Origin of the sequence: Stenotrophomonas sp. Sm6012 (assembly GCF_030985895.1) — a bacterium.
Taxonomy (GTDB): Bacteria; Pseudomonadota; Gammaproteobacteria; order Xanthomonadales; family Xanthomonadaceae; genus Stenotrophomonas; species Stenotrophomonas forensis.
The window spans coordinates 1-16,422 of the sequence record NZ_JAPTFX010000107.1; the positions used below are offsets into that span (position 1 = coordinate 1).

A 16,422-nucleotide genomic window follows, 5' to 3' on the forward strand; every position below is an offset into this window, starting at 1 on the left:
ATCCAGCTCCCCACCTCTCCACCGACGCCGCACCCCCTGTCTCAGAAATCGGGGACCGCCGTTTCCCCCACGCCCCAGCCCTGTCCCAGTTCGTTTTAGTCAAGCGGAGGCCAGCATGGGATCGCGTGAGTGGTTGGGTTCAGTCACGCTGCTCGGGTGTTCTGAAAGCCCTGCCTCCATCTGTTTTAGTCAACTTTGCTCGGGGGTTCTGGAGGACGACTGCAGGGGCTATTGGTTTTGGTTCGGGTGCCTGGAAAGCGTTGACCCCATCCGTTTTAGTCAAGCGAGTGGCCTCGGTTGAAGTTCACTGCCCCCCGGTATTCGATCAGCGGTTGGGGGGCCAGTGCTGGTCTGGAAATGTTTCGGGCAAGCGGGCTCTGGGTTTTGGATCGGCGGTCGCTGGGGAGGTTCGACAGGCTCGGCAAAGCGTTTTAGTCAAATCTTTTTCAAACTCCTGCAACGCCCCACTGCCCCTGTTCTGCGATCCGGTTGCTGGGCCTGCGTTGAACGGCTGGGGGGTGTTCCGTGTTTGAGCTGACCCCCTTCTTGGATGCCATTGCTCAAGCCGATGCCCCGCTGGAAGGCAAGGCCAACGGGTGGCAACGCAAGGCTGTTTTGGCCGAGTTCGGCAACGCCTGCGCCTTCTGCTCCGCTCCGCTCGACCTGGCCTCTCCCAAGTCTTGGACGGCTACGCCACTGGTGCCCGCGCAACTGGGCGGCCCCGTCAGTGTCGTGGAGAACTGGGTGCCTGCCTGCCGTCCCTGCGTTGCTGCCAAGGGCCTGCGAGATATCGTGTGCTGGAAAGAGTGGCAAGCGTCGGCGACCCCTGACCGCGTGGCGCTGCTGCTGGAACGTCGGCGCTCTGCGTTGCTGTATGCAGAGAACCACTTCACCCCGTTGAGCCGCCACTCGAAGCGTGAGCGGCTGCTGGCAAACCTGTCCGCCCGTTTCGACAAGCCCCGCTTCCGCGTCTACGCCTGGTCGGGTGAGGTGGATGGGGAGCGCGTTGGCCTGGTGGGCTGGAGCACGCGGTCAGGCGATGCCTTGGCACTGAGCGAGGCCCTGCTGGCGTTACGAATGAGGGACGGGGGCGAGGTGGTGGCAGAGGGCCAGGTGACCCTTCTACGGCTTCCGGTGGACGCGTTCCTGCGGGCCGTGTGGGCGCTCATCGAGGCCCATGGGATCGTCGTGCCGTTGGATGTGCCAAGCGATGGGCCGCTCAATGCAGATGACTGGCGGGAATGCTGGCGACACCGAGTCATGGACCCGGTCAGCAACCACAAGCGGGTTCCGATGACCAGCAGCCAGGCGCTGCCTCATGCTCCCCGCGTGCTGTCCACCAACCCGGATTCCGTTCGCCGGCTGGCCCAGCTGCGGGCCGCCCGCCGTGCTGACCGGGTGGAGGAGGCGGAGCTGCTGTATCGCGAGGCGATGGCCCGAAAGAGCAAATACCTGGAGCGTGTCAGACGCGGCTTGGAGGCCCCGATGCCGCTGGACGAATACCGGGCGTGGAGCGATGAGGTGAGGCAGCTGGGCGTGGACTGGGTGAAGCTAAAGAACTAAAGCCGCTCTCTCGCTATCATTGCCTCAGAAGCGGCACGGTGGGCATCGATTGAGTGCCCCGACAAAGGAATCGTCAAGGGACTACGAAATGGCAATCAGTCAGCAAGTGATTCATGGCTTGAACATCACGAAGCTCAAGGGAATCTTGGCTTTGGATGAGATTCGATTCGACGAGAAACCGCTCACTGCAATCCTCGGGCCGAATGGTTGCGGCAAGTCAACGGTATTGCACGCGCTCGCTTGCTGTTATAGGCCACCCGAAGGATCGGACGGCAAGAGCTGGCAGTTTCGGGAGTTCTTCACTCCCACATCCGATTCAACGTGGGCAGGCAGCTCGCTGATCATGCATCATTCATTTAGAGACGGCTTGACTGAGCATAAAGACATCAGCACCGAATACAGAAAGAAGGCGGACAGGTGGTCCCCTCGCTATTCGAGGCGCCCGGAGCGCGACGTTTACTTCATCGGAATAAAGTCCTGCGTTCCTCGCATTGAGGAAGAGACCTATAACTCAGCCATCAACTATCAAACAGAGGTGCACGCTGACGCCACGCTCATAAAAGCAAAAATGGGTGTAGTGTTCAACCGTGCCTATACCGAGCTCAATGTTCACAAGGCGCATGCCGGACGAAAATACAATGGCCTTGCACTCGATGGCAACAGGTATTCTGCGCTTGCCATGGGAGCGGGCGAGCAGAGAGTTCTGGAAATCCTATCCGTCGTCTTCAAAGCGCCGAAGTATTCACTCATCCTGATTGATGAGGTTGACCTCCTACTACACACCGCCGCGTTGACTCGCTTGATGCAGCTCCTACATGATCGAGCTAAAGAAAAATCGCTCCAGATAATCTTCACAACCCACAGAGAGGCGATTCTTGACCTCACGAAGATTGCCAGCATCAAACACCTACACACGGTCAAAAATCAGAACAAGACGTATTGCTTCTCAAATACGAAGCCTGAGGCACTCCACCGACTGACCGGGGAACGGGATCGGCCGCTTGAGGTTTTTGTCGAAGACGAAATGACCTTGACAATCGTGGAACACGAGCTTTTTTCGCTGGGAATGAAGCGCTATGCAAACATAACATCCTATGGCGCGGCGACAAACTGCTTCACCCTCGCTGCTGGATTGATGCTGTCCGGAGCACACAGCGTCGAATCTCAGCTGTTCTTGCTGGACGGTGATGTTTATGCAAGCGAACACCAGCGACGGGAACGTGTCAACGCGGTTCTAACTGGAACCGAAACCAGCGCGTCGGAGCGCCGTGAGCGTTGCCTCGAAGGCATCAGAAAACTTATCCCGGCGAATGATGCAGCTGCGGCGCCGGAGACGCAGCTGCATTGGATGATCCGTAGTCTGCCACCACAAGATGACATTGAAGGAACTGAGATCATTGAACTCGCACAAGGTATAGAAGCAGTCGATGATACGCACTCCTTCATCGAGCTGATTATTAGCACACTTAACATCAACAGGGCTGCCGGCCTATCGCGCATAGTTGATGTCGCTTCAAGGTCGCCGCATTGGCAACTCTATGTGTCGGAACTACGGGAATGGCTGGAGCTTAGGCAAGCCAGTGTTATCGAATCAGATACCAAGCCCTTGCCAGCAGTAATACCCTCCCCCTCTGCGGAGTAAGCAAAAACGGCTGCGATGGCCTTGCAGCATTCTTCACCAGCTCTGCTCCAAACACCGATCTACAAGTTGCCGCATCGCCTCGCCCAGCGAGATCCCCGCCGTTCGGGCATCCCGCACCAGGCCCTGGGCCACCTCTTCAGACACCTTCGGGTCCGGCAAAATCGCGCCGTAACGCTTCCCATCCGGCCCATGCTTGGCACGGACTCGGGGCCCGAACGGCTGCCGGATGTCGGCATGGGTGGCCACCAGGGCAGCCAATGCACTGCTGGCCGTGAGCCCCTGCTGGCGAGCGAGAGCCCGGAATGCGGCCGCCTTGGCCGGGGCAATGCGAACCGTGGGCAGCCGGCGCGGGGCCGGCTGCTTGGGTCGGATGGCGTAGGGGTTACGAACCACGAGCGATCTCCTGCAAAACGCTATTGCTCCTCTTTTTTAAATCTTCTTTGTGGAGCTTGAGAAGCTCTCGCATATCTAGGACATGCGCATCGCTTTCAATCAGAACGTTGGATGCATCGACGTAGATCAGCTCTTTCTTCGGTCCAGACAACCGGCGCGGGGCCGGTTGCTTGGATTGGATGGCATAGAGCTTAGGCATCTTCATCCTCGCCCTCCTGTCCGTAGGCCCAAACAAAACGCGTTTCATCCACGATGCGCATGTTGCGCCAGCCCAGTTTCTGCTCCAGATCTTCCATGCCGGCTTCGGCTTCGGCGAGTGTCGAGTATTCCGCGTTGTCGATGGGCTCCCAGTTGCTGCTCCAGCTGTTGGTGGAGTAGTCAGCTTCGATGGTGAAAGTGTTTTTTTGCATGGCGGTTACCTTTTTGGCTTTTTCGGTCAGCGGTATTGCTTTCCTATAAATCCAGGTTACGACAGGCCCTGAAAATGTAAACTCAAAAACAACACATTTATTTGACTAAAGTGTAGAACTGACGGGCAACCGCAGAAAACACAAAAACCCTGAAACGCCTCACGTTTCCAGCCAAGCACCGGGCCCGGCGGAAGCCGAGGCCCCACCCGCCTTTCCCCAACACGCTTTTGCTCTAGCCGCTTTTGCCGTCGCTCTTTCCACCCGCCGCCAGCCATAAAAAAGGCGGCCGATGGCCGCCTGTCTTTCACTACCACCCCAGGGATGGCGTAGGACCTGCTCATAGCTCTGCCATGATTTCCTTGTGATCCAACGCCTCGGAAACCTCGGCCAGGGTGGCATACCCGCAAAGACTGTCTTGGTATTTCCCGTCCGAAAGCTCCCACCGCAGCATGGCTTCGCAGTTGTTGGCGGCTTCCATTTTGACGTGGAGCCCAGCTTCTGAGAGTCGCAGCCCCAAACGGGCGGCGCGGTTTTCGAGGGTTTGGCGGCGAGGGGTTTTCATGATGAATCCTTGTTTGGTTTTCAGGTCAGCGGTATTGCCTCCCTACAAATCCAGGCTACGACAGAGCGTAAAAATGTAAACCCGAAAACAACACATTTATTTGACTAAAGTGCAGAAGTGACGGGCAACCGCAAAAGACACGAAAACCCTGAAACGCCTCACACTTCCAGCCAAGCACCGGGCTCGGCGGAAGCCGAGGCCCCACCCGCCTTTTCCCCATGCCGCTTTTGCTTTGAGCCGCTTTTGCCGTTGCTCTTTCCACCCGCCGCCAGCCATAAAAAAGGCGGCCCATGGCCGCCTGTCGTTCACTACCAACCCAGGGCTACCGTTGTTTCCTCGCCCGCCCCACAATCGCCTTCCGGACCTGTTTCCGCACCGGATCCAGGTCGTCGGTCGCCGTCGCCACCACCAAGCGCCGCTTGCTCCTTTTTAGTTCCTGGCAGGCCCAGGACGCCAAGGCGATGATCGCAGTGGTGATCACCGGGCTCTCTTCTCCCGTCAAATCCTGGAGCTGATCGCGGAGCTTGGGCGGCACGGTCACCATCGTTCTCTCGGTCCTGACGCCCTGGGCGTCTCGATAGTCAAACATCTGGCTACCACGCCCCACTTCGAGATACACCTTCTTCCCCGACCGGATAAAGGGCTGCTCTTCGCTGTAGTCGAAATAGGTCTTGCGCCCAGGCGCGTCCCCTGCAGCCACCATCAGCTCTGCCAGCTGCTCCTCGGAAAACTGGTCCAGATCAATGAGCGGCGCATACGTGCGTTGCGGCTTGGCGTGGACCACTTTCGCGGCTTTGGACAGGTCTTTGCGGGCTTTGGCAACGGCGTTCTTGGCGGGGGTCTTCTTGGCAGCCATGAGGTCCGGCAGGGGCAGCATTGGGAGCTCCATCATGCCTGCCACCGGCCCGGGTTGGCCAATCTTTTTTGGATAGCCTGACCTACCCGCAAAATGTCTTCTCGGGCCTTGTCCACCCCAGCTCCTCGCATGGAGAACACGGTTTCCCCCAGTTCGTAATAGCTGGCCAGTGCTGCGCGTTCGGGAATGACGATGGCGCCTGCCAGGCTGGGATCTTCCAGCCGGCGGCGGTGCTCCGCCCGCTTGAGGTTGACTCGGTTGGCGACCGGCAGGAAGGGCTTGCCCTGTCGTCGCAGGGTTTCAATCGTCCGCAAATAGACCACAAACGATCCACCATCGAGCAACGTGGGAACTAGATAGAGGTCCGCGTCCGGCAGCTGGTCTTTCACTGGGGCGCTGGGCGGCAGGTCTTGAATCTCCAGGTCGAAGCCTGAGGATGAGGCACGGCTCACGGTAAACGGGGTCTCCCCGTCGCTCATCGCAGACCAAGCGACCGAACCACATTGAGGGTCACGGTCGTTGACGAGCACACGGGATTGGCCGGCAAACGCGGCGGCGAGGTTGAGCGAAAGCGTGGTGCGCCCCACGCCCCCCTTGAAGCAGCAGACAACGAGACGCATCAGATGGGATCCTTTTATGGGTAGGTCGTGCAACACACTACGATGCAAACCTAATCCCGCAAGAGCCATGCAGCTAGGGGGTTTCAGCGGTGCAGACGTCTTAGGTTCAGCTCCCCGGGGCCCGGCGGGAGCCGTGGCCCACCCTACCGTGGTTTCCACCCCGCTTTTCGGCGGCGAGCAGCCGCCGGCCTGGGCGTCAGGCCATGGCTTTGTGGTTGCGACGGAGGTGGGCGTAGGCGGGATGAGGGCGATGAAGCGCGGTATTGGACCATTTGCCTGCCCGTTGGCGTCCAAACCATGCCTGCATCGCCGGGCAAAGAACGCCCCCGCAGACCTCCGCCAGCGTTCGGCCTTGGTCCACCCGTCGCCGCTCCAGCTTCCCGTTGTGCCCCCGTCGCACCACGAACCGCTCCCCGATCTGAACCAGCGGATTGGCCCCGGCGTCCATAAGCACCTCAATCATCGCCGCATAACGCGTCGCCAGGACCGGGTCCGACTGGATGGCCTTGGAATACATGAGGGAGGCGACGGCCAACGCGGTGATACCAGGATCGCCGGCCACGCCAGCGTCCAGGTCGGGCGTCCCCTTGAGTGTGTGGAGCCACCCATAGAAGGCCAGCGGGTCGTTGGTTTGGATGGCCCTGATGAGGCTTTCAGTCCCGGCACTCATTGCCCACCTCCCAGAACCCCGATGAGCACCAGGGCCACCAACGCGTAGAACGGCACCAGCACGATGCTCCACCACTGCCGGGATGCTTCCTGGGCCTTGCTGCCCAGTCGAACAGGAGCTGACACGCGATAGAGGCGCACCAGGGCGCGCCCGGCGGAGATGGGGTTGGCGACCAGGTCCCGGTAGAACACCGCGGTGCCCAGGAGACCGACAAACAGCAGGGCCATGTTCAAGAGGCTCATGCGAAGCGCTCCTCTTCCTTCTTCCAACGCCGCTCATGGCGGGCGCGGGTGGCCAAGCGCTGGATCCTGCGGTGCTTGTCGGCCAGCTGATTGAAGCCATTGGTGCCGTCCAGGAACCGCGCGGCCGTGTGGAGTTGGAAATGCGCCAGGTCAGTGCTGGCAGGCTCGACGGGATGAATCTTCATGTCTTCACTCTCTTTTTGTGGGTAGGTCGGTTTACCCATTAAACCGCTCCTACACCACGATCCAACCACATCGCCAACCGATGTCAACCCATTGATTCAAAACATTTTTGACTAAAATAAGGAACTGCTCTCAGGGCTTGTCAAAACGCGGTTGTGTCGCATGCTGAAATGCATGACACCGCAAGCCCGCCCTCGCCGTCGTTCTCCTGCCCCAGGCTTTGGCCTGGTCGAGTTGCTGCTCGCATTGGGGGTTGCCACGGCGATGGGGGCCGCCGCGTTTTGGGTCTACCCCCGCGTCACCACCCGGGTCAACGTGGCCTCGGACGTCGAGAACGTTCGGGACCTGGCCAGCCGCGTTGATCGGTCTCATGGCGTCATCGGCACGTTCCGCGGCGTCAGCACGTTGAACGTCCTTGAGGATGGGCTCGCTCCCACCGACTTCCGCCAAGCCAGCGCAGCGACCATGAGCAACGCGTGGGGTGGTGCAGTGACTGTGTCCCCGGCCACGGTGCGCTTGGCGGGGGATGCCTTCTCCGTGGGGCTGTCCGGGCTTCCTGCGCGGGCCTGCGTGCCGTTCGTCTCCGCCCTTGCGGGCGACGCGAACGTGCGGGACGTGATCGTGGGCAACACCAGTGTTTTGTTGGGCAAAGGCGGAACCTTGGACATCCCCGGGCTGGGATTGGCGTGCGGGGCCGATGGGGCCGTGGTCGACGTCGTCTATTACTCAGGCCTGGTCGCCGGGCCGTCGGTGGCCGTGGTGCCCACGCTTCCCACTCCCTCCACGCCCGCGTTCCCGGCCCCTTCAACGCCAACCCCGGCTGGGCCCGTATCCACCGCTCCCAGCGTGCCCGATGCAGTGCCGGGCGTTCCTGGGAGCGTGTCGCCAAGCCCTGGGGTTGCTCCTTCCCCGGCGGTTCCGCCGCTTCCTGTTGCGCCCAGCGTTCCGGTGCCTCAGCCGCTCCCAACGCCGGTCCCCACCCCGGCTCCGCCGGCCTTGGTGCCGTGCCGGCAATCGGAAAGCTCGGCGGCCCGGGCGAGCTGTCCGGCGGGCACGTGGGGCACAGAGACGGTGCGCACGCGCCAGGTCTGCGCTCCCGGCGACGTGGATCCAAACTCAGACGCCGCGTGGGAGCATCCCGAGGCGTGGGTTCAAGCCCAGACGGTGGCGGCCGTGACGACGAGGGATTGCCAGGCCTGCCCGTGGAGCACCCGTGAGGAACGCGATCAATGGCTCCCCACGTCGCAAGCCTGCCCGTCGGGTCAAACCGGCACGCACACCTGGGAACGGCAGCAGGTGCGGTCGAGGGACGTGTTTACCCACTGCCCGTTTGGCACCACCGCTCTGCCCGGCCCCACTTATGGCGGCTGGTCCAACTGGGTGGATACAGGGGCGCGTCGCAACGAGGTCAACACATGCAAGCCCACGGCTGCTCGCTGCAGCGATGGGAGCTTGCAGGTTGTGGCGTGGCACACGGCCGATGGGCAGGACGTGCCGCCCCCCTCGGGTTCGAGTGGCATTTCTTACTGGTATCCCGATGCGGTGGTGCGCCTGACGCCAGCGGAGAAAGCAAAGCTGGACTGGGCCATCGCCAACGTGCCCATCCAACGGGTGGAGACGCCCGCACCGATGCCCGGCAACTGGCCCGCCAACGTGAGCGAGTCGGCTTTTTACGAAGAGCAATGCAACACGCTTTCGGACGCGGGGAACATCCGTTATGCCTACTCCTACGATTTTGAATGTGTCTCCAACATGGGCATGCATTACTGCGACTACAACTGGACCAGCGGCGGCACCTCTTTGGCCGTGTGCCGGCAAGCGTGCGCGTCCGATTTGGTGGGCAAGACCAACAATCCGTATCGTTGGGAGTGGCCTGCATCCTCGGTTGTGGCTTCGACGCCCTACACCACCTGCACGGGCCAGGCTGGATGCACGCCCAACGGTGGGTTTGGCACCCAGCAAGGCCTGCCGGCGTGCAACGAGCACAACGTGGGCGAGACCTTCGCGTTCAACTGGTATCGCCAGTTCTACAACCCCGTGCGGGTGGACTACCAGACGCTGACGCTGACGTGCAGAGGACCCACCGCGTGACGGTGCATCGAAGCGAACACGGACGCATGGGTGACTTCACGCGGCCGCCCGCGAATGAAGCGCCTAGAAGTTCCGTTGCTTGCAATGACCTAGACTGAAGGCCGTAGAGCCACCAGAGCACATGCATGGAAGATATCGTCTCGGATCAGAACCACCCCAACCAGTGGTTTGCAAGAGCAGCAGGCCTGAGAGCCGGTGCCGCCTGCATTTGGCTGTCCATCAGGGGAAGCGCAGAAGAGACAAGAGAGCTGCTGGGAGAGCCCGTCGGATTCTCTATGGCTCTGGCGGCTCGCCCCTCCTACCACTTGCTCTGCGGCTTGGCGATAGAAGTCCTCTTGAAGGCCATTCTGGTCAGCCGCGGCAAGAAGCCCGCTAACACGCACGACAGCGTGCTCCTTGCCAACGAGGCGGGCCTAGCCACCTCCCAAACCGACGTTGAGCTTCTGAAGTTCTACGCCTCTACGGTTGTTTGGGCGGCCAAGTATCCGACGAGTCGGAAGGGCGAGACTGAGATGATCTCCTATTGGGAGAACGCGGGTGATGTCCTCACAACCAGCGAGCCCGTGCCCTCCAGTCATTGGATAAGAAAGATCGGGTCCAGTGGAAGAACGGATTGGCCTTCTTTTGCCGCGATGTATTCACGGATCGCGGCCTTGCGACAGGCATGACAAGGCCGTCGAACCTAGTAGCGCCATGGACCAGCCATAGACTAGGCGAACTGCCAACCTACGCGGGCGATGGCGCGTTGATGGCGATCACTTCAGAGATGTCGACGGAGCCTCGATTGACCAACACCAGCTTCCTGTCGGTTGCCGAGTCAGGCTCTTCGGAGCCGTGCTGGATTGGATACCAGTTGTTCAGGCGCTCAACGTAAGCGACAACGTTGGTGTGTATGCGGTTATGAGTGAAGGACATTTCAGGATGCCGAATGTCCTTCCCTTCCTCCCTGATGAGATGAAGGACAAGGAACATGCACAGAACCTGCGAAACGCTGCTTCGGTAGCCCTCAAAGCTCTGAGCATCGGAAAGGGACTGCCTGCCCCCAGCACTCGCCATGCTGAAGTAGTATTGCTCGTTCTCGTAATAGATGAAGTAGGGCTCTTGGCTGGGATGATGAACCATCACCTCAATAGCCTGCCCTCCCATCCAGTCCTTCGGACGGCTTTTTAGTGCCTCCGAGGTCATCACAATCTTTCCTGCTTGAGTGATGAGGAGCACAGAGGCGCCCAGCCGAGCAAGGGCTTCATCGACTTGCTTCTGAGCCTGATCCATTTGAGATTCGCGCTTCTTGAATATTCCGAACACAACACATTCCTTGTGAGTTACGCAGACACCGGCGACTCGCGTTCCGCATCAGCCGGGTGCCTGCATTGTCGCACCTAAGACGTCGTTTAGCCTGCATCGGAACCTAGACGCCCGCAGGCCCCTTGAACGAATCGAACGCTACTTCCCCTTGGGACCCAAGAGCGAGGCAGTGCAATAGGCGGCAGCGTTGGCAACGACGTAGTCCCTGCCCGACGGCTTTTTGAGATCCCAGCCTTCTTCAACCAGCCCCCGGACATGCGCAGCAGCCACAAAAATCTCGGCAGTCGTGGGGGTGAGCTGCGCTCGGTGCTCCGGCGAACGGCTCTGGTCTTCGGCCATCGTCCTGCTGATGTCAGTCGCGAACGCCATCCAACGGGAAGAGTCATTGGGCAAAACGGCTGCCGCCGCCATGACGTAGCTTGCTGCGGCCGAGCACCGGGCAACGTCGTTCACAACGCTCTGCGATGGCAAGAAGTCCATCCTGCTGTCTTCCGCCGAAGCACAGAAGGCAAGCGCAAGTGGGAATACGGCCAACAATGGGAGAGGCATCTTCACTCTGATCGACCTTGCCCTGGCGAGCCAGTGCATTGATAGACAACCGATACACGGCGGCTACCGCAGTTGCCAAACCCCCGGCGCGACAGGCACTGAGTCTCCTGAGAGCCGAAGGACTCAGCACCGCTGTAGCCCCATGCTTTGCAGCGTTGCGCCGCCATGCTCTCAGCCTTTTCTCCGTCTACGGAGACTCGCTGAAACTCATTGCTCTCGTAAGAGAGAGTGATGGTTCCGTCCGCTCGGCTAGCACCGGTGACGAGCATTTCCTTGTGCGTCGCGCAGCCAGCAAGCATGAGAGTAGCGACGCAAAGCAGCGCTGGTGTTTTCCCTAACATTCACTCCCCCTGTCATCCAACGTGAAAAAAGACGCCTACCCCTGCTGATCAGCGGCAGCCATGTTAAGTTTAAGCCATGCCCCGACGGTCAGGGAATCTCGCTGGCGAACGAGCCTCTCTTGGTCGAGTTGTCGATTCACATGGGGAGGGGGATATGAAGGGCACGGTTCGGAGCAGACCTCTCATCCGACTAAGGATGAGAGGTCCATGCGCTGGTTCATCAGGCGTCCGGCAGGGCCGTCCTATCCCACGCCCGCTTGAACCACCCGAACACCACGGCCAGCACGCCGATCAAAAGCACGCCCCAGAGCCAAGCCAAGTAAAACGCTGCGGTAGCGATCTCCCCAAACTGGGGATGATCGGCATATTTGAAGCCCAGAACGGCAGCCGCCACCACCGCCACCACGCCCAACCCGCCCCCGAGCAGTGCCCCTTTCAGGAAGCCGTGCTTCCGGAAATACGGGATCCGCCCCGTGCGGACGTGCCAGTCCCAGAGCCGCTGAGCCCGGATGTGGAGCGCCAGGCAAAATGCCAAAAACGCGAAGACGAGCGCACCGGGCACACAACAGACCACGCCGATGAAGAAGTCGCGCTTCATCACCTCCAGGCCGGCCGCCAGCCCAACCAAGCCCAACGGAGCCAAGATGACGCCAGGGAGGATCAGCGCGGACGGGCCCGGCGGCGCATACACAACTTGCTGCGACGGATAGCGGTTCATATGGTCCTCCCCTGTTGGATGGCTGCACGCTTGATCGGGACCGGCGTGCAGTCAAGCGGCGGACTGCGGCCCGTTTAGCCCGCAGACGTCCCTTCGTCGGTCACTTCGACCACTTGCCAACCTTCGCCTTGCGGGCGGAACAGGGCCCGCAGCTTCGGCTTGAGGGTGCTCGGCTCATCCTTGGTGGGCTGGCCGCCGATGTAACCCAGGGCCTTTACCGACCCGCCCACCATGCATTCTTGATCCCCATTGGGCTTCTTCTCGCAGTCGAGATCCAAGCCGCCCGCGTCGGTCACTTCAAACCGCCAAGAGCGCTGGAGGGTTGCCTGCCTCCCCTGCTCGGTGAAAAAGCCTTCCACGACCTTCACCCCGTCCTCCTTCGTGGGGCCCTTGTCGCCAGAGCAGGCCGTCAGGGTCAAAAGTGCCGCTGCTGCGGCCACGATCAGTGCGTGCTTCATGTCATGCGTCCTTGTCTTTGGAAGGGGTGATGCCGATGATCTGGTTCTTGTAGCCGATCTCGAGGCGGTCGATTTGGAGAACGATGTCGGGCAGGCCGTTGGGCTTCAACCTGCCCTCCACGACCTTGAAAAAGATTCGGTCTCCCGTGGCGTCGCGCCCCACCCGTCGCAGCTCGGCCGCGTCTTCCGGCTTCAATCGCAACGCGGCGTGGTAGCGCCCGCCGTGCTCGACCCCGACCACCGCACTGCCCTTGCCTAACGGCGAAGGGCCGATAACGGCCGTCGGAAGAAAGTCAGGCGAGCGGGGATACCAGTCGTGGTTCATGACCAGCACGTAGGCGTGGAGAATGTTGGTGCTGGGGTCGATCTCCACGTCGATGTAGGGCCGCAGGTAGAACGCGTCGGTGGAGGCGATCTGCCGCGCCTTGGCCTCAAACGCAGAGGCCGGGTGGCCCTGCAGGCCGACGCGTTTGAACTGGTGCCCCCATGATCCGATGCAATGGGTTCGCATGGCGGGCGTCATGGCCTTGCCTGCCTTGGCCTCGGCGAAGAGGCCTTCTTCGCACATCTTGTGACCACCCGACGCGGTGGCCGCCAAGCCCCACCGGATCCGGGTGTAGCCGTCGAGCACCGGAGGGTCGCCGTCGTCCCAGTAAGTGCCTGCCGGCTCCAGGTAACGCTTGGTCGCCGGGGCCGAGGCGGCGTCCTTGCCCGCCTGCATCAACCCCTTGCCAATCCTTCCCAAAATGCCGTCCTGGGCGGTGGCCGTCCCGCTGGCCAACGCCAGGCACACGGCCACGGCTGCAATCGCTTGCTTCATGCATCCCCCTGATCCCGGCCACCATGGCCTTATTTGCCATTTTGGCAAATGCGGTGCAGCATGGGAAGCGGCAGACTTGGGGATTGTTCCCGGTTCGTGATCGCCCATGCCTGCCCCTCTCGCCCCAGCTCACACGTTTGGCCGCCGCTTGCGCGAGGCCCGGCTGGCCAAGGGCCTGACGCAAGCACAGTTGGGGGCCGTGCTTGGGTTGGACGAGGAAAACTCCGCCGCTCCCAGGGTTTCTCGTTACGAGAGAGGAGATCGCGTGCCGGATCCTGCAACGATGGAAAAGCTGGCCCAAGCACTTGGCATGCCGGTCGCCTATTTCCATGCCACAAATGATCTAGTGGCAGAGACGTTGCTGGTGATGTCGCGGCTTGAACCCGAACAGCAGCGAGAGCTGCTGACGAAGGTGAGGGATTACGCCCAGAGCCGTGGCGTGGCCATCCTCCCGAGTAGCGACAACGATCTCAGGGAAGAGAAGACATGCTGAAACGACTTCGACGCTGGTGGCTGCAGCGGGATGCGCCAAGCCCGATGGCACCGGAGCAGTTGCAGGCGCTGATGGACATCAACCTTCTGGAAATCCAGTTGGCCGCGTTGGACGCCCTCAGGCCCTCGACGCCAGCCGCGGAGGCGACCAGGCTGCGATCCCATGCTTGGCTCGCGTCGGTCCGTGGCCAAGGCCCGGTCGGGACGCCGAACTGGAGCGAACTGCGGGCAGAAGCGCGAGCACTGAACCGTGATCTGGCGGCCGCCCTGGCTGCCGCGCACGTCGCTGCGCCTTCAGAGACGTGAGACGAGCCTATCGCTGAAGCGCTCCCCTTCCTACGACGATCACCGACTTGCCTCCCAATGTGAACAGGTCATTGTTCAGATCGCTGCTGGACAGAGGGGAATGGAAATCGGCCCCCTCGTGGAACGCCTGAAGCAGCTGCTGCCTGGCAGCAATATCCCGGCGCGCCGTCCATGCGAGGCGAACGAGCTCGGATGGTGGCCAGGGCGGAGGGATCATCAGAACTCGTAACCGTCCGGCACGCCCGAGGGGATGCCCTGCATGGGGCCCGAGTAGCCCACCTGCTGAACCAGGTTCTGGGCGGTTTGCGACATGCGATCCAGGCGTTCCGGGACTTGGTCCAGGGCGAACAGAACCATGCCAAAAAGGGCGATGTTGAGCAGTTTGTTGAAAAGTTTTCGCACGAGCGGGGTCCTCCGTTGTTGTCAGGGATTCGAGTTTCAAAAAAGGTGGTGGTGTTGGGCGATGCCGAACAAGCAAAGCGCCCAGGTGGCCGCAATCGTTGGAGGAGCCAGGCAAAGCGGCACGCCGAGGGCGATGTCCGACAGCTTGGCCTTGGGGTCGGTGACCATCTCCCATCCCAGCTTGGCCGCCCCCATCCCCGACATGGCGTCGAACAGGAATCGCAGGAGCGCTGAGGTGGTGGCGACGGAGGACCGGGCGGGCGCTTGGGTTTGGCTGCGGGTATTCATCAGAGCGCATCCAGTCGATCAGCAATGGCCAATCCGGCGACCAATCCAGCCAAGAGGCAAAAAGCAAAGAACGTCAACATGGGGTTTCCTTTGGTTAAAGAGCATCGGCGCCCTTCTCTGATCTCAAGGTAAAAGAAAACCAACTTTTCGCAATAGATTAACCCTACATTTTTCTGACTAAAAAACAAAAATGATGAGCAGACGCAGAAAATACAAAAACCTTGAAACACCTCACATTCCCAGCTCCGCGTCGGGCCCGGCGGAAGCCGAGGCCCCACCTGCCCTTTCCCCAATGCGCTTTTGCTCTAGCCGCTTTTGACGTTGCCTTTTTCTCCAACAGTCCCTTGCAGGCACAAAAAAGGCGACCAATCAGCCGCCCTTCCCGATTTCCATCCTTTTAAAACCGCGCCCGTAGCCGCTGGTTGGCGTGAGTTTGCTCCACCTGCCCACGGGCTTTCATGGCCGCGGCTACTTCACGCTGAGCGTCAGCGGCAAAGCCTCCAGCTGGTGGTTTCCAAGCGTCGGCACGCGGAAGCAGGGATTCCAGGAGTGTCTTGCGAATGTGAGAACGGATGAGCCCAGCGGTTGCTGTGTGCCCAGACCTATCTGCGGCTTGCTCAGGAGTTTCCTTCCAACATGCCTCACTTACATCTTCGCCAGCGTAGCTCCAAACCCTGCATGCCATAGCGGGATCCGCCCCATGTTCCAACAGCACTTGGCAAACAGCAGAATGGCCTCCGGCAGCGGCCAGCAGCAACGGCGTTGCCTCTGGACTCCCGAGAGGTCCAATCGCAAAGTGATCTGGCGCGCCGATGTAACCCACTTCTTCGCGACGGTCCACGCTGGGGATCGGCCCCTCAAACTTCTGCTGAGTGCTCTCGTTTGGATCTGCCCCATACTCCAACAATACTGCGCAGATGTCTTGTTGACCTCGCTTCGCAGCCAAAGCCAAGGGGGTAGAGCATGCCCCTTGGTCAAAATCCGTCAGGTTGGGATCGGCGCCATGCTCAAGGAAAAGCCGGACAACAGACAGGTTCCCTTCCCCTATAGCCATCGTGAGCGGGCTCGACCAGCCCCTAGCCATCTTACGTTCGCAATCATCTGGATGAAGCCCGTGCTCCATCAGGACCTTGCAAGCCGCCAATGCGGCTTCAGGGGGAATGGAGTCAATGTAATCGTGGGAAAACATCTGCTGCAAAAAGTTCCTTTGTTGATTATCTCGCGATGCTGGATCACCGCCTTCGGCAATAAAGGATCTGAAGTTGGCCTCGATTTCAGCGGGGGTGAACTGGTCGATGCTTGTATTGGCTATGCCCATGGTGGAAACCCCATTGTTTTCAGGTCAGCGGTATTGCCTCCCTACAAAGCCAGGTTACGACAGGCCCGAAAAATGTAAACCCGAAAACAATACATTTATTTGACTAAAGTGTAGAACTGACGAGCAACCGCAGAAAACACGAAACCCTGAAATGCCTCACATTTCCCGCCCTGCGCTGGGGCCGGCGGAAGCC

Annotated in this window: 23 protein-coding genes; 6 read left to right on the top strand and 17 right to left on the bottom strand. The window is 60.5% G+C overall.

Going from position 1 to position 16,422, the window contains the following annotated elements:
• The first annotated feature begins 525 nt into the window (after nucleotides 1–525).
• Complete coding sequence (locus O0J73_RS16175) at nucleotides 526–1,563, top strand: hypothetical protein (RefSeq protein WP_024957694.1); 1,038 nt, start codon at nucleotides 526–528, stop codon at nucleotides 1,561–1,563.
• Between the two features lie 88 nt (nucleotides 1,564–1,651).
• Entirely contained in the window at nucleotides 1,652–3,205 is a 1,554-nt protein-coding gene (locus O0J73_RS16180) for an AAA family ATPase (protein ID WP_024957695.1), read from the top strand.
• A gap of 33 nt (nucleotides 3,206–3,238) precedes the next feature.
• Here the strand turns inward: O0J73_RS16180 and O0J73_RS16185 are convergent, their stop codons facing one another.
• The 9 genes from O0J73_RS16185 to O0J73_RS16225 form a co-directional block, all read right to left on the bottom strand.
• Nucleotides 3,239–3,598, bottom strand: coding sequence for a hypothetical protein (locus O0J73_RS16185; protein ID WP_024957696.1), 360 nt, complete (start codon nucleotides 3,596–3,598; stop codon nucleotides 3,239–3,241).
• Complete coding sequence (locus O0J73_RS16190) at nucleotides 3,588–3,803, bottom strand: hypothetical protein (protein ID WP_024957697.1); 216 nt, start codon at nucleotides 3,801–3,803, stop codon at nucleotides 3,588–3,590. The genes O0J73_RS16185 and O0J73_RS16190 overlap by 11 nt, the downstream gene beginning before the upstream one ends.
• Nucleotides 3,790–4,008, bottom strand: a complete 219-nt coding sequence (locus O0J73_RS16195; protein WP_024957698.1) for a hypothetical protein — start codon at nucleotides 4,006–4,008, stop codon at nucleotides 3,790–3,792. Before O0J73_RS16195 ends, O0J73_RS16190 begins: the two co-directional genes overlap by 14 nt.
• Nucleotides 4,009–4,345: 337 nt before the next feature.
• Nucleotides 4,346–4,570 carry a hypothetical protein gene (locus O0J73_RS16200; protein WP_024957699.1) on the bottom strand — a complete coding sequence of 75 codons (225 nt, stop codon included), beginning with the start codon at nucleotides 4,568–4,570 and terminating at the stop codon, nucleotides 4,346–4,348.
• Nucleotides 4,571–4,892: 322 nt separating this feature from the next.
• Complete coding sequence (locus O0J73_RS16205) at nucleotides 4,893–5,447, bottom strand: hypothetical protein (protein ID WP_024957700.1); 555 nt, start codon at nucleotides 5,445–5,447, stop codon at nucleotides 4,893–4,895.
• Between the two features lie 11 nt (nucleotides 5,448–5,458).
• Nucleotides 5,459–6,046 carry a ParA family protein gene (locus tag O0J73_RS16210; protein ID WP_024957701.1) on the bottom strand — a complete coding sequence of 196 codons (588 nt, stop codon included), beginning with the start codon at nucleotides 6,044–6,046 and terminating at the stop codon, nucleotides 5,459–5,461.
• Between the two features lie 196 nt (nucleotides 6,047–6,242).
• Nucleotides 6,243–6,716 (bottom strand): hypothetical protein, encoded by a 474-nt coding sequence (locus O0J73_RS16215; protein WP_024957702.1) that lies wholly within the window; start codon nucleotides 6,714–6,716, stop codon nucleotides 6,243–6,245.
• On the bottom strand, nucleotides 6,713–6,958 hold the full coding sequence (locus tag O0J73_RS16220) for a hypothetical protein (RefSeq protein WP_024957703.1): 246 nt from the start codon (nucleotides 6,956–6,958) through the stop codon (nucleotides 6,713–6,715). The genes O0J73_RS16215 and O0J73_RS16220 overlap by 4 nt, the downstream gene beginning before the upstream one ends.
• On the bottom strand, nucleotides 6,955–7,182 hold the full coding sequence (locus O0J73_RS16225; RefSeq protein ID WP_143568540.1) for a hypothetical protein: 228 nt from the start codon (nucleotides 7,180–7,182) through the stop codon (nucleotides 6,955–6,957). Before O0J73_RS16225 ends, O0J73_RS16220 begins: the two co-directional genes overlap by 4 nt.
• A 133-nt stretch (nucleotides 7,183–7,315) precedes the next feature.
• Here O0J73_RS16225 and O0J73_RS16230 point away from each other — a divergent pair, with 133 nt between their 5' ends.
• Nucleotides 7,316–9,232: a type 4 pilus major pilin gene (locus O0J73_RS16230; protein WP_157806037.1), complete on the top strand. Its 1,917-nt coding sequence runs from the start codon at nucleotides 7,316–7,318 to the stop codon at nucleotides 9,230–9,232.
• A gap of 125 nt (nucleotides 9,233–9,357) precedes the next feature.
• The gene (locus tag O0J73_RS16235; RefSeq protein WP_024957706.1) at nucleotides 9,358–9,900 is read left to right on the top strand and encodes a hypothetical protein; all 543 of its coding nucleotides are present in this window, start codon (nucleotides 9,358–9,360) and stop codon (nucleotides 9,898–9,900) included.
• Between the two features lie 58 nt (nucleotides 9,901–9,958).
• On the opposite strand, the gene O0J73_RS16240 is transcribed toward O0J73_RS16235, so the two are convergent.
• The 5 genes from O0J73_RS16240 to O0J73_RS16260 all read right to left on the bottom strand — a co-directional run bounded on the left by O0J73_RS16240 (nucleotide 9,959) and on the right by O0J73_RS16260 (nucleotide 13,423).
• Nucleotides 9,959–10,537: a hypothetical protein gene (locus O0J73_RS16240; protein ID WP_024957707.1), complete on the bottom strand. Its 579-nt coding sequence runs from the start codon at nucleotides 10,535–10,537 to the stop codon at nucleotides 9,959–9,961.
• Nucleotides 10,538–10,675: 138 nt separating this feature from the next.
• A complete protein-coding gene (locus O0J73_RS16245; RefSeq protein ID WP_143568542.1) occupies nucleotides 10,676–11,092 on the bottom strand; it encodes a hypothetical protein in 417 nt (138 codons plus the stop codon).
• A gap of 555 nt (nucleotides 11,093–11,647) precedes the next feature.
• Nucleotides 11,648–12,145 (bottom strand): hypothetical protein, encoded by a 498-nt coding sequence (locus O0J73_RS16250; RefSeq protein ID WP_229298520.1) that lies wholly within the window; start codon nucleotides 12,143–12,145, stop codon nucleotides 11,648–11,650.
• 74 nt (nucleotides 12,146–12,219) lie between these two features.
• Nucleotides 12,220–12,603, bottom strand: a complete 384-nt coding sequence (locus tag O0J73_RS16255) for a hypothetical protein (protein ID WP_024958706.1) — start codon at nucleotides 12,601–12,603, stop codon at nucleotides 12,220–12,222.
• A 1-nt stretch (nucleotide 12,604) separates the two neighbouring features.
• Nucleotides 12,605–13,423 carry a hypothetical protein gene (locus O0J73_RS16260; protein ID WP_024958707.1) on the bottom strand — a complete coding sequence of 273 codons (819 nt, stop codon included), beginning with the start codon at nucleotides 13,421–13,423 and terminating at the stop codon, nucleotides 12,605–12,607.
• Between the two features lie 106 nt (nucleotides 13,424–13,529).
• Here O0J73_RS16260 and O0J73_RS16265 point away from each other — a divergent pair, with 106 nt between their 5' ends.
• Nucleotides 13,530–13,916, top strand: a complete 387-nt coding sequence (locus tag O0J73_RS16265) for a helix-turn-helix transcriptional regulator (protein ID WP_024958708.1) — start codon at nucleotides 13,530–13,532, stop codon at nucleotides 13,914–13,916.
• Complete coding sequence (locus tag O0J73_RS16270) at nucleotides 13,910–14,221, top strand: hypothetical protein (RefSeq protein WP_146264691.1); 312 nt, start codon at nucleotides 13,910–13,912, stop codon at nucleotides 14,219–14,221. Before O0J73_RS16265 ends, O0J73_RS16270 begins: the two co-directional genes overlap by 7 nt.
• 216 nt (nucleotides 14,222–14,437) lie before the next feature.
• Here O0J73_RS16270 and O0J73_RS16275 read toward each other — a convergent pair whose 3' ends face one another.
• From O0J73_RS16275 to O0J73_RS16285, 3 genes are all read right to left on the bottom strand, one after another.
• The gene (locus tag O0J73_RS16275; protein ID WP_008268538.1) at nucleotides 14,438–14,623 is read right to left on the bottom strand and encodes a hypothetical protein; all 186 of its coding nucleotides are present in this window, start codon (nucleotides 14,621–14,623) and stop codon (nucleotides 14,438–14,440) included.
• Between the two features lie 36 nt (nucleotides 14,624–14,659).
• Nucleotides 14,660–14,911, bottom strand: a complete 252-nt coding sequence (locus tag O0J73_RS16280; RefSeq protein WP_049427015.1) for a hypothetical protein — start codon at nucleotides 14,909–14,911, stop codon at nucleotides 14,660–14,662.
• A 397-nt stretch (nucleotides 14,912–15,308) separates the two neighbouring features.
• Nucleotides 15,309–16,229 (bottom strand): ankyrin repeat domain-containing protein, encoded by a 921-nt coding sequence (locus tag O0J73_RS16285; RefSeq protein WP_080354854.1) that lies wholly within the window; start codon nucleotides 16,227–16,229, stop codon nucleotides 15,309–15,311.
• Between the last annotated feature and the right edge of the window lie 193 nt (nucleotides 16,230–16,422).

Coding starts and splice junctions, on each gene's coding strand:
- O0J73_RS16180 (WP_024957695.1), top strand. CDS start 1,652: ATGGCAATCAGTCAGCAAGTGATTCATGGCTTGAACATCACGAAGCTC.
- O0J73_RS16190 (WP_024957697.1), bottom strand. CDS start 3,803: ATGAAGATGCCTAAGCTCTATGCCATCCAATCCAAGCAACCGGCCCCG.
- O0J73_RS16195 (WP_024957698.1), bottom strand. CDS start 4,008: ATGCAAAAAAACACTTTCACCATCGAAGCTGACTACTCCACCAACAGC.
- O0J73_RS16200 (WP_024957699.1), bottom strand. CDS start 4,570: ATGAAAACCCCTCGCCGCCAAACCCTCGAAAACCGCGCCGCCCGTTTG.
- O0J73_RS16205 (WP_024957700.1), bottom strand. CDS start 5,447: ATGCTGCCCCTGCCGGACCTCATGGCTGCCAAGAAGACCCCCGCCAAG.
- O0J73_RS16210 (WP_024957701.1), bottom strand. CDS start 6,046: ATGCGTCTCGTTGTCTGCTGCTTCAAGGGGGGCGTGGGGCGCACCACG.
- O0J73_RS16215 (WP_024957702.1), bottom strand. CDS start 6,716: ATGAGTGCCGGGACTGAAAGCCTCATCAGGGCCATCCAAACCAACGAC.
- O0J73_RS16220 (WP_024957703.1), bottom strand. CDS start 6,958: ATGAGCCTCTTGAACATGGCCCTGCTGTTTGTCGGTCTCCTGGGCACC.
- O0J73_RS16225 (WP_143568540.1), bottom strand. CDS start 7,182: ATGGGTAAACCGACCTACCCACAAAAAGAGAGTGAAGACATGAAGATT.
- O0J73_RS16230 (WP_157806037.1), top strand. CDS start 7,316: ATGACACCGCAAGCCCGCCCTCGCCGTCGTTCTCCTGCCCCAGGCTTT.
- O0J73_RS16235 (WP_024957706.1), top strand. CDS start 9,358: ATGGAAGATATCGTCTCGGATCAGAACCACCCCAACCAGTGGTTTGCA.
- O0J73_RS16250 (WP_229298520.1), bottom strand. CDS start 12,145: ATGAACCGCTATCCGTCGCAGCAAGTTGTGTATGCGCCGCCGGGCCCG.
- O0J73_RS16255 (WP_024958706.1), bottom strand. CDS start 12,603: ATGAAGCACGCACTGATCGTGGCCGCAGCAGCGGCACTTTTGACCCTG.
- O0J73_RS16260 (WP_024958707.1), bottom strand. CDS start 13,423: ATGAAGCAAGCGATTGCAGCCGTGGCCGTGTGCCTGGCGTTGGCCAGC.
- O0J73_RS16265 (WP_024958708.1), top strand. CDS start 13,530: ATGCCTGCCCCTCTCGCCCCAGCTCACACGTTTGGCCGCCGCTTGCGC.
- O0J73_RS16270 (WP_146264691.1), top strand. CDS start 13,910: ATGCTGAAACGACTTCGACGCTGGTGGCTGCAGCGGGATGCGCCAAGC.
- O0J73_RS16280 (WP_049427015.1), bottom strand. CDS start 14,911: ATGAATACCCGCAGCCAAACCCAAGCGCCCGCCCGGTCCTCCGTCGCC.
- O0J73_RS16285 (WP_080354854.1), bottom strand. CDS start 16,229: ATGGGCATAGCCAATACAAGCATCGACCAGTTCACCCCCGCTGAAATC.